Annotated in this window: 10 protein-coding genes and 2 pseudogenes; 2 read left to right on the top strand and 10 right to left on the bottom strand. The window is 64.0% G+C overall.

All coding sequences use genetic code 11. The features are described 5' to 3' along the window. Nucleotides 1-51 precede the first annotated feature (51 nt). From CXQ89_RS12580 to CXQ89_RS12590, 5 genes and pseudogenes are all read right to left on the bottom strand, one after another. Nucleotides 52-1,473 carry an SIR2 family protein gene (locus CXQ89_RS12580; protein ID WP_181032335.1) on the bottom strand — a complete coding sequence of 474 codons (1,422 nt, stop codon included), beginning with the start codon at nt 1,471-1,473 and terminating at the stop codon, nt 52-54. Nucleotides 1,474-1,682: 209 nt separating this feature from the next. After that, nucleotides 1,683-2,294, bottom strand: coding sequence for a dual specificity protein phosphatase (locus CXQ89_RS18630; RefSeq protein ID WP_219815626.1), 612 nt, complete (start codon nt 2,292-2,294; stop codon nt 1,683-1,685). A 54-nt stretch (nt 2,295-2,348) separates the two neighbouring features. Then, nucleotides 2,349-2,570: pseudogene (locus CXQ89_RS19060) on the bottom strand (hypothetical protein); the annotation flags it as partial. Next, nucleotides 2,515-3,174, bottom strand: a pseudogene (locus CXQ89_RS18635) (ADP-ribosylglycohydrolase family protein); the annotation flags it as partial. The pseudogenes CXQ89_RS18635 and CXQ89_RS19060, both read right to left, overlap by 56 nt. After that, complete coding sequence (locus CXQ89_RS12590) at nt 3,171-4,115, bottom strand: ARPP-1 family domain-containing protein (RefSeq protein ID WP_104161512.1); 945 nt, start codon at nt 4,113-4,115, stop codon at nt 3,171-3,173. The pseudogene CXQ89_RS18635 and the gene CXQ89_RS12590, both read right to left, overlap by 4 nt. A gap of 91 nt (nt 4,116-4,206) precedes the next feature. On the opposite strand from CXQ89_RS12590, the gene CXQ89_RS12595 reads away from it, so the two are divergent. Beyond that, complete coding sequence (locus CXQ89_RS12595) at nt 4,207-4,869, top strand: NUDIX domain-containing protein (protein ID WP_104161513.1); 663 nt, start codon at nt 4,207-4,209, stop codon at nt 4,867-4,869. A 389-nt stretch (nt 4,870-5,258) separates the two neighbouring features. On the opposite strand, the gene CXQ89_RS12600 is transcribed toward CXQ89_RS12595, so the two are convergent. From CXQ89_RS12600 to CXQ89_RS12620, 5 genes are all read right to left on the bottom strand, one after another. Further along, on the bottom strand, nt 5,259-5,903 hold the full coding sequence (locus tag CXQ89_RS12600) for a hypothetical protein (protein WP_104161514.1): 645 nt from the start codon (nt 5,901-5,903) through the stop codon (nt 5,259-5,261). Between the two features lie 69 nt (nt 5,904-5,972). Then, nucleotides 5,973-6,479, bottom strand: coding sequence for a hypothetical protein (locus CXQ89_RS12605; protein WP_104161515.1), 507 nt, complete (start codon nt 6,477-6,479; stop codon nt 5,973-5,975). After that, nucleotides 6,472-9,789 (bottom strand): exodeoxyribonuclease V subunit beta, encoded by a 3,318-nt coding sequence (locus CXQ89_RS12610; protein WP_104161516.1) that lies wholly within the window; start codon nt 9,787-9,789, stop codon nt 6,472-6,474. The genes CXQ89_RS12605 and CXQ89_RS12610 overlap by 8 nt, the downstream gene beginning before the upstream one ends. Further along, on the bottom strand, nt 9,786-12,641 hold the full coding sequence (locus CXQ89_RS12615) for a PD-(D/E)XK nuclease family protein (RefSeq protein WP_146067248.1): 2,856 nt from the start codon (nt 12,639-12,641) through the stop codon (nt 9,786-9,788). Before CXQ89_RS12615 ends, CXQ89_RS12610 begins: the two co-directional genes overlap by 4 nt. 85 nt (nt 12,642-12,726) lie before the next feature. Further along, a complete protein-coding gene (locus CXQ89_RS12620) occupies nt 12,727-13,653 on the bottom strand; it encodes a ribonuclease HI (protein ID WP_181032336.1) in 927 nt (308 codons plus the stop codon). A gap of 297 nt (nt 13,654-13,950) precedes the next feature. On the opposite strand from CXQ89_RS12620, the gene CXQ89_RS12625 reads away from it, so the two are divergent. Continuing rightward, nucleotides 13,951-16,254: an ATP-binding domain-containing protein gene (locus CXQ89_RS12625; RefSeq protein ID WP_104161519.1), complete on the top strand. Its 2,304-nt coding sequence runs from the start codon at nt 13,951-13,953 to the stop codon at nt 16,252-16,254. The last annotated feature ends 73 nt before the right edge of the window (nt 16,255-16,327 follow it).

The raw sequence follows: 16,327 nt of genomic DNA on the forward strand, positions 1-16,327 counted from the left end.
TCTCAGGCACCGGCATCCAGCCGCTAACATCCTGCAACCCCGGGGGCAGGGTCAGCTTTCGGCACCCAGTTCGCCGAGCATTTCCTGCAGGCGCCTGCCCCCGCTGCTTTCTTTCTCCTGGCCCGTAAGTTGATCGCTCAGGTCCTGCAGTCTCTTGCGCAACAACCGTTCTGCCTCAGTCAGAGCCTGTTCGTACCCGCCGGCCAGAAGGTAGGAATGGCTGTCGGTGGCCATTGCCACCAAATAATCCAGGAAGATTTCGAGAGCGCGAGCGGTTCGTCCATTCGTGTCTGGGCCCATTGACACGAGACTCAATTGGTTGGACCACATGCGCTCACCCAACGGATCTTTGGACAGCATCAGTGCTGTCGCGATCCCGTTCTTTTCATGCATTGCCTCGGGCAAGGCCCGGCGCACGTCATGGAGGATTTCGTGGAAATGGTCGTCCTCCAGCCCAAATCCCACGAACAACAGATGCTGCGTCATGAGTGTGGCTTTGACGAGCGCAGAAAGCGCGTTGCGCGAGACATTGAAACCTAGGTAATCGTCGCGGGTCAGGACAATGCTCTCCGGATCCGTCACGGAACCGTGAAGTTTCAGCAGCCAGGCGTTCTTTTCCTGGACTCCACCGGGGATTACGGTGCGGGGGAATCCGGCGTCGGCGGAGGCCGTCTCAAACAACGTGTCGTAGTTCAAGGTAATCGCCTCACGCGAACCCAGGCTCGCCAGGAGCGCAGGCGCCAAGCCATAGCGTTTCAGGTCCACACGACTTGCTATGGCTTGGTTGAAGGACGTTTCGCCCCGGTTCACACGCTCGTTGAAGATGGACCGCAGGATGCCGGCCTGATCCAGGTTGCTGCGGTTCTTGAGGGACTCCTTCTCTCGATCGGAAAGCTGCGCATCCGAAGCCAGCCCGTCCAATAGCTGTCCCCAACTGGGCGCCCCCGCGCTCATACTGACTCCGGCCCCCATAAACGGAACAAGCTTGCCGCTGCGGGCATGGGCGGCCAACGGTTCAGCTTGGTTTCGCAGGTCTTGATTCAGAGCTGGCCACCAGTCCGCGCCCTCGCGCTTCCGTAGCTCTTGTGCGAAGGCAAAGTCCTTCTCATCCCTAAGCACCAGGGCAACATCAACCTGCGCTTCGGCCGCAGCTCTCCGCGCCTCTTCGAGAAGGCGCTTGATGACGTCCCCGACGACAAACCCCGCTCCGCCTCCGCCTGTTCCAAACAGAGGGATCCCGAGCAGTGGAACCGGCCGGGCCGTATCTGCTCGGCTCGGCGCCCACCGTGCTCTGGCCCTCTCGGCCGCCACACGAACAAACTCGCGCACCGGCGGGAGGAGATCCCCCACTGAGGAAATCCCCTCATAGGGCACCGCCGTGAGGACCGGCAGCGGTTCCCCGGCGGACCAGGAATCCAGGGGCTGGGTCAGCTTGGATCCGCTCGCGAAGTCTTCGTCCAGGTTTTCCTTCACCGCAGCTTCAAGTCCGCGTACAGCATCAAGCCAATGCTTCTTGATGCTGTACGTCCGGTCGGTGGGCAGCAGCCACGCGTCACATGCGAAGTTGGTCAGACTGCCTTTGGTCACGAAAACGTGCGATTCTCCCATGGGCGATTTCTACCACGAGCTACGGCCTGCGCTGGGACCTGCCCGGTTTGCGGGGGAGTCGCCGCGGTTCCCTTTCAGTTGCCGGGTTCTGTTGCCTGAGCAACGGCCACGGCCAGGACCTCTCGGAAGGCGGGGTTCGGATGAGCGTTGGGCAGGACCCGGCGCACATGCTCCAGAGATTCCAACGGAGTCACTCCGGCGGCACGCGCACCGTAGAGTGCTGCAACGGTCGGGGTTCGGGATTCGGCCCGGACACAGTGCAGCAACACGGTTTTGCCTTCAGCGCGGAAGCGTTCGACGGCGGCGGCAGCCTCCTGCAGGACATAGCCGGCGTAGGCGTTGGATTCCGGGGAGGCGGAATCCACCAGCCAGAACGTCGCCTGGTTCTCCGGGACGATGCCGGTAACGTCATCCGTTCCCAACCGGCACAGACTGACCACTGCATCAATGCCCATCTCCGCCGTCCTGCCGAGCGCACCTACCCCGCCAAGCCAGACGCCGTCATCGTCGGGATGCTGAACCAGGACGTCGGTTCTGGACCACGAGCTGTAATCAAAATGCGGGGTACGAGGCCACGTGTCCGCCCGGTGCCCGTTGCCGGCGGCGAGTTCGACGCCGAGGGTCATCAGGTCACGCGTCCGCAGGCCCGGCCAGCCGTGCAGGTTCCGGCGCCATTCGAAGGGCACGGCGGAGAAACCATAGGCGGCTCCCACCAGTGACCCGGCGATGGCGGCCACCGTATCGGTGTCGTTGCCGCCGCGGACGGCTTCTTCCAGTGCGGCCCGCAGATGGGCGGGACCGTTGCATCCGGCGCGCGTGCTGGTGATGGCTCCACGCACCCTGCAGCGCTTGCACCACCCAGCCGTTCTGAGTGAAGTCCCGCGGTCGGGATGCTTCGGCCGTCTCGATCCGCTCCAGCCACAGGCCTGCGCGGTCCTCCGCCAGCAGGGGCAGCCCCGCACGGATATCCAATCGCCCGGTGAGAACAGCCTCTCGGATGGCGACGCACCACAGCCCGCAGGCTTCCTGTGCGTCGGCTTTCACATGGGTAAGCGCGCTGAGCACCCCGGCCTGTGCCATGAGTTCCGCCGGTTCCCGGTCCAGGTAGGCCAGGGCCAGAGGAGCGGTGCGCATCAGTGATCCGTTGCCGCCGCTGCGGCCGGTGCGTTCGTGGAAGGCTTCTGCGGCGCGGGCGAAGTCGTCAGCGGTGACCTCGGACCGGTGGTCCGCTGCCGCGGTCCGGCGGGCGGCGTCGATGACGTTCCGGGTCTGCGAGCCTACGTCCTTGGCTTCGGCGGCCCACGCGCTCCAGGCCCGGGCGACGGCGTCCAGCGCGGCGGGGGCGGGGCCGGCGTCGAGGAGTGCTTCCGCGATGGGGATGGCCATGGAGGTGTCATCGGTCCATTCGGCCGGATCGAACCCGAACGGTCCGGCGCCTTTCATGGTGACCTCGGCGCCGTCGGGCAGGGGAGCGCCGAATTCGTAGCCGGCGCCGAGTGCGTCTCCGGCGGCCAAGGCCACGAGGACGCCGGCGGCACGGTCATTCTGCAGGGAGTTCAGGTTCATGAGGTCTCCATGAGGAAGTGGTTGGTGTTCCAGTAGCTCACATGGACAATCTCGGGAGCCCGGTCGGGGAGCACGACGGCGATGCCCGAGGCGCGCACGGGGCCGCGGGTTCCGTTGATGTGCCGGCTGCGCATGGTGTCGTGGCGTCGGACATCGCCGCTGCCGTAGAACTCGCCGAAGTCCATGGGACCGGCGATGGCTGCCAGGTCCCGGGCAGCCTGCCCCGGCATCGGTGCGGCGTTCCGCGCAGATGCGGGCAGCAGCTCGGCGTCCAGGAGTACGGCTTCGATGAGCTGGCGATAGTGCCTCCGGAACAGTGTTCCGGTGCCGAAGACTTCCAGCAGCAGCGGCTGCCCGGCAACTCCGATGAGCACTCCGCGCTGACCCTCGAGGGGTTTCGGAATAGGCGGAACGGACTGAGGCCGGGTGTCCGCGCCAAAGCGGTCCAGATGCTCTGGAAGAGAGCTGGTGGCAGAGGGTCCGCGGGCGGCATCAAAGCGCCGGACCCGTTCCCAAATCTGTGCCTGGCTGTCGCGTCCCGGTGCTGCGCCGGCATATGCCAGCTCGGCGCGGACATTCACGGGTGCCCGCCGTGCGAGGCGGCGGTGGATGCTCTGGCCCGCCTCCCATCGTCCGGCCTCAACGCAAAAGGTCTCAATGTCCATGGACTCACCGGGGCCGACGAGCACGTCGCGGGAACAGGTGCGGTGCTGCTGGCCACCCTCCAGCAGCTCGCCTTCGAGCAGCAGGGCATTGGTCTTTCCTTTATTCAGGATGGTCAGATTGCCCACCCTGGCGCCGGACGTCAGTTCGGATACCGCGATGTCGGCGTTTAGGCCAGTGGTGATGCCTAGCCGTCCGGCACCGGCCGTCCAGACGGGAAAGATGGTGAGCGGGCCGGCGGCGGTGCCGGCACCTACGTGGAGCTGTGGAATCTTCATGGTGAACCCCTTCCTTTAGCGCATATTCGCGCTAATTGATTCCAGTATGCGCCGTTTGCATCTTTTGCGCAAGATTGAGATAAATAGGGGTATGAGTGAGTCCAGCAAACCCTTGCCCCTCCTGGAATATCCCCGGCCGTCTGTCGCCGTGGACACCGCAGCGTTGACGGTTGACGCCGGCCAGCTCAAAGTCCTGCTCGTACGCCGGCGGGAGGAACACCGCACGGGGGAGTGGGCGCTGCCCGGCACCTTCCTGCGGGAGCGCGAAACCTTGGCGGCCGCCGTCCTGCGTTCCCTCCGGGACAAAGCCGGAATCGAGGGGCGGGTCCCGCAGCAGCTCCACGTCTTCGACGATCCGGACCGGGACGACCGGGGGTGGACGCTGTCCGTGGCGCACGTGGACGCGGTCCCTACTCAGGATTTGGAGAAGCCGGTGCAGTCCGACGACGTTCGGCTGGCTTCGGTTACAGGGGATGCAGGCTTGATTGCCGGGCTGCCCTATGGCCATGCGGATATGGTGGGCCTGGCGGTGGAGCGGCTACGGCAGGACTACGCGCAGACACCGGACCCGGCGGGCCTGCTGCCCGAGCCCTTCACCTTGAAGGAGCTTCGGGACTTCCACGAGGCGGTCGCCGGACGGCCTCTGATGCGCGACACCTTCCGGCGCCAGATGGAGCCACAATTGGCTGCTACGGGCCTGATGTCAGACGGTACGCGCGGCCGGCCGTCGCGGTTGTGGAGGCGCGGACATTAGGGACGCTGATTCGAGCAGGAGTCCATTGGGGCTGCTCGGTTTGCCGGTAGAACTTTGTCGCCATTCGTGACTGCAGTCGGGCGAGGCACAGCGCCACGAGCACATGAATTTGCCTGGGGGAATGACGCATCCCTCGTAGTATGTCTTGGGCCAGGGATCGCCAAGCGCGGGGTCAGGCATACCATAGACAACTGGCCATGCCTCGTGGCCACAGACCGGACAGGGGCGGGTTCGTTTTCCGGTTTCTGGGTCCAACCCTGGTGGTACAACGTCCGGCGGATGCGGGTCAGGGAAAAGTTCATTCCAGACAGGGTCCATGATGGGGTCCTTGGAAAACAGGCATGAATTATTGTGGGGCCATTTCCATAGTAAATCGGTGCTGAGACACCTTATAAGGGTGGGACCCGCAGATCACGCTCGTGTGCCCAGATGGCGTGGTCCAGTTCCGTTGGTGTTGCCTCAAGCTCGGCGGCAGCTTCAAACAATAAGGCCTTGGCTTCGGTTGCCGTCACATCGCGGCCGAGAGCCCGGCCTGCGAAGCGGACAATCCATCGGTCCGCCTTGATACCCGGCTTACCGAGCAACATGCCGAAGTACTCCCATGTCACCCAGCCGAGTCCATGCACATCGGTGTACGCCTTCTTTTGGTCTGGGTTATGGGGATCTACATCGGCTGCAGACTTCACACCTTGGCAGAGCAAGTTGTTGGCGGCCTCCACAAGCGCGGAGGCTTTGGTGCGCCCGCTCACCTTCTGGTTGTTGTTTAGGACTACTTGCAGCTGTTCCGGGTCTTGGCCCGCTAACCGTGCGAGATCGTTTGGCCTGTCCGAGTCCACCTCTGCTCGGTAGCGGGCGACTGCACCCCGGACACCGTTGGTCTCGGAGCCGTACTTCGCGCTGATGCTAAGGACGGCATCAATGAGAGCGGCCTCGATCTGATCGGGCCAGCCGCCGGGCCACGGCGTCCACGAATCGCGGGGGAGCTCAGCGGTGATGAAATCAACCAATTGTCGGACGTCAGTTTGAGAAGTCATTATCTTCCTTCTGGAAGTTTGTTGATGTGGAACAAGCGAATCGTGCGCAGTGGAATGGTGCGCGGGGTGCTACCGACGCAGGTTGGCGAAGGGCAGCTGCCCATAAAACTGAAAGAACTCTTCAAACAGCTCATCTTCGACTTCCTTCGTTGGCCGGTCGGTCACGGGAAGCCACGCGATCCGCAGATCCGAAGAATCGGAGAGCTGCCAGATATACCGCCCGCCCCAGTGCCCAACGGCCTGACCGCTGCCGAACCGGGAAAACTCCGTGATCCGCTTCCGCAGGCCGCGGGTGCCCCGAGCACCGGCGTCTGCCTTGCCGATGTAGAGGGTTTCGGAATGACATCCCAGAAGGGACTTCAGCTTTTCAGGATCGGCGGAGGGATCTTTGCCCTTGAACCAGCCGCCTACGCTGGCAGTCAAGACCTCATGGTTGCTGTAGAAATCCCGCAAAACGGCATAAACGCCCGGCTCGCGGGGAACCTGGGACAGGTCAAGGTCATCGAACCGCTTGAAACCCCCGAAGCCCCGGTCCCTAAGATCGGCTTCACTGAACGGAACCACATGATCAGCCACGGGTCCTCCTCAGCACCTCGGCGCCGCCGGCGCGGCAGAAAATCAGCACCAGTTCGCCGACATGTTCGCCGGTAATGCGCTCCATCATCCGGGCGTAGGTGCCCAGTTGCCGCCAGTACGCGGCCAGCTGCTCAGTACCAACGCTGACGTCGGTTTTGAAATCGGCGATGACCAGGCTTCCGTCATCTTCGCGGTACATCAGATCGATGATGCCCTCCACCGTGCGGTCCTGCTCGGGAACCATGATCGGCAGTTCCAGCCAGTGCTCCCGCACAGCGGCGCGACGGACGGGCACCGACTCGAGAGCGGAGCGGGCATACGCCTCCAGATCTGAGACAACGCGCAGACCCGCAGCAGCAGCGACGTTGGCGGCCAACTCCGTCAGCGACGGTGCCAGCTCCAGATCCGTCAGTTCCAAAAGGCGGTGTACGGCAGTGCCGAACACGGGTCCGTGTTCCACGGGATGCCCTGCAAACCCCGGCAGGACCTCATCCGCGTCCTCCGCCGCACGGAAGGAGACCGACGATCCGTACTCCGTGGCCACACCGGTTCCCGCGGCTGCGGAATTTCCCTTGGCCAAGGCTGTAACGGAGGTTCGCGAGGCCAGGGCAGACTGCTTGATCCAGCCAGCAGCCTGCACCTCCCACTTTGCAAACTCAGGGACGGGGGCCGGGGCAACCCGCTCTTTGGACAGGGGAACGAGCTCGTCCGGGATCTCCAGGTCCGGAGCCAGCTCGACGTCGTCGTTCACCGACGCCAGCAATCCGCTCAAACTCTTGTCGGAGCTGTTGTAATGCGAGACCACCAGATGGCTTTCGGCGCGGGTGCAGGCGACATACAACAGCCGGCGGCGTTCCGCTTCGGTGAATTCCTTTTCAGCGCCGGCGGCCTCGGAATAGCCGCGGCTTTCGATGCCCTTCACAAAATGCACCAGCGCATTGCCGCTGCCGTCCCACAGCGCGGGATCCGCGGAAGTCCGGGGTGCGGACCCTGCTCCGGCCAAGATCACCATCGGAAATTCCAGTCCCTTGGACGCGTGGATGGTCATAATGCGCACGGCTTGCATGTCGGTTTCCGGCACCATGGACTCTTTGACCTTGGCATTCTCGTCCTGCTGGGAAGCGGCCCATGACAGGTAATCGCGCAACCCGCCGTGGGTGGCTTCGGACCATGCCCGCGCCTGATCGACGACGAATCGGATCCGGCGCCAAACATCCCGGTAGCGCGGGGTGTCCGTTGCGGCTTCCAAAATCCGTCGGTCCGCGGCGATGCGTTCCAGCAGCTCCGCCGGCGAGAGCACAGGGATTTCGCGATGCACGACGGCAAGATATGCCAGTGCGGCGCCCACTGCCGACGTCTCCTGACCCTCCGGGACCGGCGCATACAGGTTCCAGGATCCGCCGGCCTGTTTCCAGCGGAAGAGGTCATCGTCCCCGCAGGCGAAGAGGGCAGAGCGCAGCGTAAGCACCAGCGCCGCCTGGTCGGCGGTGTTGGCCAGTGACCGCAGCGTCAGCAGCAGGTCGGTGACCTCCTGAGTGACATAAACCAGCGAGGAGGCCTCGGCCCGGTACTCGATGCCAGCGGCGTCCAGCGCGTCCTCGATGAAGGGCAGCGCAGTGCGCGTGGGCAGCAGGATGCAGACGTCCTTGAGCTCCACGTTCCGGTGCAGGAAGTCCGCTGCTTTGCCGCCCTGATGCTGCCAGGCCGGCTGGCCGGCGCTGCCGGTGGCAACACGGATGGCGGCCGCGACGTCGTCCGCCTCCTGTCGGTTGCGGTCCGCTGCAGTTACCTTCCCGTTTTCGCCGGGGACGGCACCGTTGCGCCCGAGGACGGTGACAGCGGGACCCGCCTCGTTTCCGATCCACTTGGGGCGGCCGGGAGCCGGAACCAGAGCGGCATAGGGCGGTTGGACGGTGCCGTTGGCTTGGATGAGCGCAGCAAATACAGAGTTGATCCACTCCAGCAGTCCGGTCGTGGAGCGGAAGTTTGTCTGCAGAGTCGCGATCTCGGACTCGGGAGCGGCGACTGCGCGTCCGCGGGCGGCCAGGAACGTGGCGATGTCCGCGCGCCGGAACCGGTAGATGGACTGCTTGGGATCTCCCACCATAAACAGCCGCCCGGCTGGAACCGGCAGGTTCTCCCAACCTTCCGGCCCGCAGCCGGCCCCGGCGGCCAGCCGTACAGCGATTTCGGCCTGGACGGGGTCGGTGTCCTGGAATTCGTCGAGCATGAGGTGGGTGTAGCGCTGCTGTAGGGGAAGCCGGGCGGGAGCCTCGTCGTCGGTTTCCCCGACCAACAGGTCGCGGGCGTGGACGAGCAAATCGTGGTATTCCAGTTCACCGCTGCGCTGCCGCGTCTGGGCGGCGTCCAGCAGGACCGTGGACAGGATGGCACTGACGGTCTCGACGGCGGGGGAGACCAAATGCACCAGGGTCTGGTCACGCTCTTCGACCAGCGCTACGAACTGCTGCTGGACGCTTTTTACATCCCCGCCCCAGTTGCCCTGTTTACCAATGGAGTAACCCTTGGAGGGCAGGCTGCTCAGCACATCGATGATGCGGCCAAGATCACCGGACCCGCGCACTTCCTGCAGCCGGGTCCGCCACTCTTCCACGACCGGAAAACGAGCCATGAGCTTGTCCTCGGGGTCCGTGCAGAGGGACTTGTTTTCCAGGACCAGTTCGGCAGCGCGCAACAGCGGACCGACCTCCAGCGTCGGCACAGTCTTGCTCACCGGCGGGTGGTCCCGAAGCCGGTCCCAGTTGGCATCCAGTGCCTTGGCCACATTGCGCAGCTGGTCGAGCGTGACGCCGACGGCGAGCAGCACCCGCAGCGCGCTGTCGGCATCCGGATCGGTAAACAATGCCTGCTGGGCCTGTTCCCAGCGCCGTTCAAAAGCGAGCTGGGCACGGAGCTCATCCACCACCGTGATCAGCGGAGGAACGCCGGCTTCAATCGGATATTCGCTGATCAGCCGGGCAGCGAAGGAGTGGATGGTGCCGATGGGGGCTGCATCCAAGCGGTCGAGGGCAGTGCTCCGCAGCACTGTCCGGTTGGCGTCCAGCCCGGCACGGTCCTCGAGTGTTTTACGGAGCCGTTCGCGGAGCTCTCCGGCGGCCTTCTCGGTGAAGGTGATGGCGGCAATGCTGCCGATGTCGACGCCGCTGTCCACCAATGCGGCGATTCGGCCGACCATGGCGTGGGTCTTGCCGCTGCCGGCTCCGGCCTCCACGAACACCGTGGTGTCCAGTTCGGCAGCGATGAGGGTGCGGTCGTCCTGGTCTGCCAGGGCAGTGCCGATGGTGCTCATTTCTCCTCCTGGAAGAACCGTGAGTAATCTCTGAGGGCCGGGTCGGTTTTGAGCCGTTCCCAGGTGTGCCGCACGCCGGGGGCACCCATCATCGTGGTGTGGTTGGCATAGCGGTCCGACTCCGGGCGGGGCGGAAAGATGCCGGCGCGGAGCGCAGCCATGATCAGCCCGACGTCGTCGCGCAGGGTGGCAACGACGTCGGGACCCACCGTGTAGCCCACGCTGGCGTAGTTGCCGGCAGTGGTGAGGAACCTGTACTCGGCTCGGACCTCCGCGGCGGGGTCCTGCTGGAACCGGCGGGCGAATAGCCCGTAGACAGGCAGCTGGAAGCGGGTGCCTCCGGCGGTGGGATTCTCCGCGGTCAGCTTTTTGTACTTCTCGGACTTGCCGGTTTTGTAATCGATGACCAGTATCTGGCCGGTGCTGTGCCGGTCTACCCGGTCTACCTTGCCGCGGAACCGGACGGTGGAGCCGTCAGGCAGATCAAGTTCCACGGGAGGCTCACCGGTGGCGCCGCCGAATTCGGCTTCCACATCGACGTGCTGCCAGCCGGTCCCGCGGGCGTGGTCGTCGATCTCGTGCGTCTTCTGGAGGTCAGCCCGGATTCGGGATTGGTCGCGGTCCCAGGTGTGGCTCAGCCATGCAGGGTTAGCCGTGTCCCGGAATGCTTCATCAGCGATCTCCAGCAGCCTCTCCGCAGACACCGGGTGGGCGCCCTCCGTCAGGCCCCGCACATAGTCCTCCAACACCTGATGCATCAGGTTTCCCCGTTGCATATTGCTGATCTGGACTTCCAAGGTGACGTCTTCGAACAGCTCTGCCCGGAGGATCCGGCGCAGGAAGTACACGAGCGGACTGATGACCCAGTCCTCCAGATGGGTGGGGGAGATGGGCTTGTCCGCGTCAACAACCGATTCGGCCACGCCGGAGAGGTTGCCGTTGTAACGGGAGAACGTTCCGTTGCGACGATCGGCCCGGACTTCCAGGGCGGATTCCAGGACGGGGTCTGCTGCTGTGCCTCCGGCAAGGACCCGGCGCACCCGCCATTCCTGAGCGGTGGCTGCCTGCTGGGTGGGTGCACCCTGCGTCAGCCCGTGGGCAAAGGATGGCAAAGGCTGAATGGCGGCGCCGTCCAGCCAGCGGGAGGGAGAGAGGCTTCCGCCGGCGCGCAGGTTTCCGCGGGGGTACAGGATGGTGCGTTCGACACCGGTGGCGAGCAGACGTTGAAACTGTTCCTTCCGGGCGGCGGCGCGTTCATGGACGGTCGGCAGCCGGGCGTCGAGCATGGGACCGGCACTGTCGGGCAGCAGCGGGTTTTCCCGGATGCGTGCCGGGGCCAGTCCGTCGGCAGCCCCGGCGATGAAGATGACGTCGAGATCCCGGCCCACGCCGTCGTCGTAGGAACCCAGAACCACGCCGGTTCCGCTGGCGCCGGTCCAGGAACGGCGCGAGTCGATGCCCTGCCGCACCGCGGAACGGACCGAGGCCGCGGTGGGGGCCGGGGCGATGCCGTGCAGCAGTTCAAGCTCTCCGATCACCTCGGAAAGGTACTTGCGCGCCTTGGCCTGCTCCGGACGTTCGGTGGCGGAGCGCGGAGCGAAAAACTCGGAGACAAAACCGCTCAGGGCTTCGGATACCTCGCTCCAGCCACCGGCAGAAAAGACTCCCCTCAGGTTTTCCCCAAGTACGGCCACGAACTCGGTGAAGCGGGCATAATCCAGCCGTCGTTTCTGCTCGTGTTCGGGCAACTCAGCGGTATCGACGTCGTCGGAATCCTCTGCATCGGCCGGTGGGTGGGCGTGCAGGCGCTCGCAGGCGGCGCTGCTGGGAAGGGTCCCTCCCTGCCAGTTCAGGCTGCCCTGCGACAAGACGTCCAAAATGACCCGGAGATCGGGAGCCGCCGGATCCAGGCTCAACAGGCTTGCGAGTCCGCGGGCGAGGGCGGCATCAGTCAGACCCTGTGCGCCGGTGCCGACAAACTCGATGCCGGCTTCGGCCAGGCGCTGCGCCAGCAGGGCACGGTAGGGTTCCGCGGCCGAATAGAACACGCCGATGCGGTGCCCGGGAACCCCGGAGGCCAGCCGATCAATGACCAAGCGGACGACGGCGCGGGCTTCGTCGTCGGCGTCGGAGACACTGAGGATCGTCTCACCGGGGGAGAAAGGCGCCGCGGCCGTGAGGAGGCTGATTCCGGAGTGCTGTTCCAGCGCGCCGCGGAAAGCGGCGGCGGACGGGTCCTGCTCCGGGGCGAGCTGGAAGCCAATGACGCTGCCCAACCGCTTGACGGCCTGCGGTGTGCCCAAGGCTGCGGAGGCTGCGGCATAGAGATCGTGGGCGGTATACCAGCGCGCGGTCAGAGCGGCTGCGGCGGTCCGGTGGACGCGGGCAACTTCCCGGACCAGCCGCGGCAGGCGCTCAAGGTCCTCGGGGCAGGCCGCGTCCAGTGACGACGAGGTGTTGGCGATGGCGCGGGCGGTGGCCGGCTGATCTGCGACCGCGGCGAACAACCCCGGTGTCTGGGCCAGTGCGGCCACGATGGCACCTTCGCGGACCACGGCCGGCAGGGGAGCGCGGCCGGAGAGCTGTCCGGCTGCAGCGGCGAGTTCCTCGGCAAGGTCGGGAAGCGTGACGGTGCGGACGGCGGCGCTGCCGCGCCCGCCGTTGCCGACCCGTCCCAGGAAATGCGCGATGTCCAGGGCCGAGGCGTGGGACGGCGCGATCACGGTGACGGGCTGCAACGGTCCGTCCTGCTGGGCCGCGGCGACGGCGACGGCTAGTGCGTGGAACGCGTCCGGCGTGCTCGTGAAACTCCGGGTGGGCGAATCCAGAACCGGATCTGTAGCTGTACTCAACAAACTCCCCCTTGTTATTAAGTGCCTTCAACCTAGCAGTCGGTGCTGACGTTGCCTGACCGGCTGCGTCAGGCCTGGGCGTTGCTCATGCTGCCAGTGCCATGGACGAGCGGCGAATGCCTGCACTGACATCCCGCCGGACCTGCTCGTTGAGCCGTCGCACCTCGTCGAACGCCAGGTCGGCCTCACGGGTGCGACGGGCGAGAACCGCCAACCGGTCCGCTGCGGTGTTGTGCGGGTCGCCGTCGTGCCCGCGCACCCAGCTGAACGTGACGGTGGCGAAACGGGTGTAGTGGAGGATGCGGGAAACTTCCTCGCGGCAGAAACGGTTGGACGACGGTGGTTCAAACCCCGGTTCGGTCAGCATCCGCAGGGCCAGCTGGCTGTCCGAACGGATCGTGAGGTCGGAGCTTCCCTGCAGTGAGGCGGCGTAGGCGCCCCGGGCGGCTTGCAATCCATAGCGGATGGAACGCAGTTCGCCTTCCAGAATATTCGTCCCCTCCGACACCTTTTGCCCCAGAATCAAGCGGGAATCGGAGCCAAAATCCAGCACCCAGCCGTGCCCGAGCCAGGCCGAGCGCTTTCCGCGGGAAGAATCCGTAGTGATGGTGCACCGGGCATGCACGGACCCGATGTGCAGTCGAATGGCCTCATCCAGCGCCACAATGGCGGCTGCGGGAGGAAAGCTGCAACTGGCTGTGATGCCGGTTGCCCGCAGGCCCTCGGCTGCCGTCTCGCCATCGCAGTAGACGAGGTCTTCGGAACTGTCCTGGTGACGTACGACGGCGGCGCGGACCTCAGCGAACAGGCTGCCTCTGCTCGGGCCGGCAGCTGCTGCCTCGATCGATCCGGACTCCACTGCCAGCAACTGCGGGCCCGCCGTTTTCGTCACGGCCCAGAAGAAGCGGCCGTGTTTCGGGCTGACGCGCACGGAGACGCCGCTGCGCAGCGTCAGCAGTTCCTCGGCTGACGCCAGACGGCGAGCGGGTGGTGCCGGTACGGGGTAGGACAAGGTCGCCTCCTGGCATGGAACTGGGTCACGGGCCGGAGTCTGCTGTGACTTCAGGCACGTCTAGCTTGGTGAGAACGACCCTAGGACCCGGCACTGACATTTCCGGCATCGAGGCAGATGAAAACTTTTTGTAACCCTCTAAACACTTTTTGTAACTTGGCGGGCCCCTAATCTCCGGCCTAGAAAGCCGGCGCCCCTTCCCCCCCCGTCGCTTGTAAGAAAGTGTCAGTGCGTTCGGATAACCTGAGCTCTATACGTTAGGGGCCTCAGCGCAGAGGCATATTAGTTGGGGAAAGCATGTCAGTAGAGTCCTTGAGTCCGCGCCTGGAGAAAGCGGAAGAGCTTGTTGCCGAACAAGCATATTTCGACCACGCCGCAGACGCGCGCGAAGCAGCGACGACGGACCGGGGCGTCTCTCAATGGTCTGCAGGGACAGCAGCGGAGCGGCGAGCCTTTGCGCGTTCGTTTTCGAGCCGGTCGGATGTCTCCTTGGACGACAACGTTGCTTTTGGACGCATGGATCTGGACGACGGCGAGATCTACTATGTGGGAAAGTACCCCGTCTTCGATGATGAAAAGAATCTGCTGGTCGTAAACTGGCAGTCTCCAGCTGCGGCAGCCTATAACCAGGCCACAGCGCGTGATCCTCTGGGACTGCTGCGGAAGCGTTCCTTTGACGCTGAGCGAAACCGGATCACGGATTTCCAAGACACAGTTTTCAAAGAACTCGCGCAAGCAGTAGCTGAGCTCGAACAGTGGCAGACCCCTGACGATTCCCTGCTGGCCGCCATGTCTGAGAAACGCAACGGACAGATGACGGACATTGTCCGCACGATCCAGGCTGCCCAGGACAAGATCGTCCGCATGGACAAGGATCGACTTTTAATCGTCCAGGGCGGGCCGGGCACAGGAAAGACAGCTGTGGCTCTGCACCGCGTCTCATGGCTGCTGTTCAACTACATGGAGGAACTGCAGCCGGACGATGTGCTGGTGATCGGGCCGAATCCTACGTTCACCCGCTATATTCGGCGAGTCCTGCCCGACCTTGGTGACAATGACGTGGTGCAGCAGGCACTTCCCGAAATGCTTGCCCCGGGGACCGATGTGCGGGCAGGAGAAAGCGACACCATTGCGGCGCTCAAGGGTTCTGCGATCATGGCCGACGTCATCGCTACCGGACTTGCCGATCGGATCCGCGAGCCCAAAGGTCCGGTTCGTATCCAGATACGTTCCAGTGGGCGCTTCATTGAAGTTCCTAGCGACGCAGTGGCAATGCGAATCCGTGCCCTCAAAAGCGAGGTGTATCTCGAAGGACGGGCAAAACTCAAAACAACCCTGATTGAGTTGGCCAACGGGCAGAACAGCCCTTTGGCCCGAGGCGCGGGAACTGACCTTCTCGATCCCAAAAGCCTCGAATCCGTACTCAGCCAAATGTGGCCTCAACTCAATCCCCAGCAGTTCGTGAGGGAGCTGCTGGGATCAAAGGAAAGGCTTCTGCGGGCAGCAGCAGGCACGAACCTGCGCGCATCAGATGTTGAACTTCTCTATCGGCCCATGTCAGCCAGCATCGCGGCCGAGCCTTGGACCATGGCGGACCTGGCGCTTATTGACGAGGCAACCGAAGGACTCCGAGGTGCACCGGCGCTTTTTGGCCATATCGTCGTGGATGAAGCCCAGGATCTCTCCGAAATGCAGCTGATGGCGATACGTCGCCGGTCCCGGAACGGGTCCATGACCGTAGTTGGGGACATCGCGCAGTCCACGGGACCAAGCGCCATGGACAACTGGGAGCGGGTGGAAGAAATGCTTGCTTCCAGCCATCCGTGCGACGTCGTGGAACTCGAACACGGCTACCGCGTGCCCCACGAGGTGTTTGCACTAGCGGCACCGGTCCTGGCAGTCGCCGCACCCCACGTGACACCGCCCCTGATCACACGCTCGGCTCAAGCCGAACCGCAGTTTTCAGAAACAGGTGAAGGGGACATTGCCGAGAATATCGCGAATATTGTTGTCCACCACAGCGGCAGAGGTCGCTTTGTTGGGGTCATTGCCGTAGCCGAGCTATGGGAAGACATCCGAAATGCTTTCCGGGCAGATGAAATCCAGTGGAGCGAATCGACATCTGGAGGTCTTAGCAACGCCATCAACCTAGTCACCCCGGAAGCTTCAAAGGGGCTGGAATTTGATGCCGTCATCGTCGTTGACCCGCAGAGCATCCTTGACCTGCCCCATGGAGAGCGTCTGCTCTACATTGCACTGACCAGGACAACCACTCGGCTCGACATCGTCTATCCGACTGGAACCCTTCCGACGATTCTTGGCGGTAATGCCTCTGTGGAAGGCACAGTCCTGCCTGTAGCCGAAATTGCCGATGGTGACGTCGAAACGTCTCCCAAAGGTCAAACGGAAGCTATTCCCGTTGCGCCCTTGACCGTCGCCGCGGTTGAGCTTTCGAGTTCCGTGGGTTCCGTGGAACTCTCAGACTTCGACCGGCAAATGGTGAACGTCGTAGTGCAGGGCATCGTCAATGAGATGCTCTCAAAGGTCACTCAGCCTTTGCAGCGGGCTGTCGTCCAGGAGCTAATCCGTCTGGTCGGATGAACGGCAGATAGGGCCTGTCCTTCGGAACACTAGATAAATCACGTGAGACTGGAAAGCTGGACGCATTGCAAAA

The sequence above is a fragment of the Arthrobacter sp. ZGTC212 genome (assembly GCF_002929255.1).
GTDB lineage: Bacteria > Actinomycetota > Actinomycetes > Actinomycetales > Micrococcaceae > Arthrobacter_B > Arthrobacter_B sunyaminii.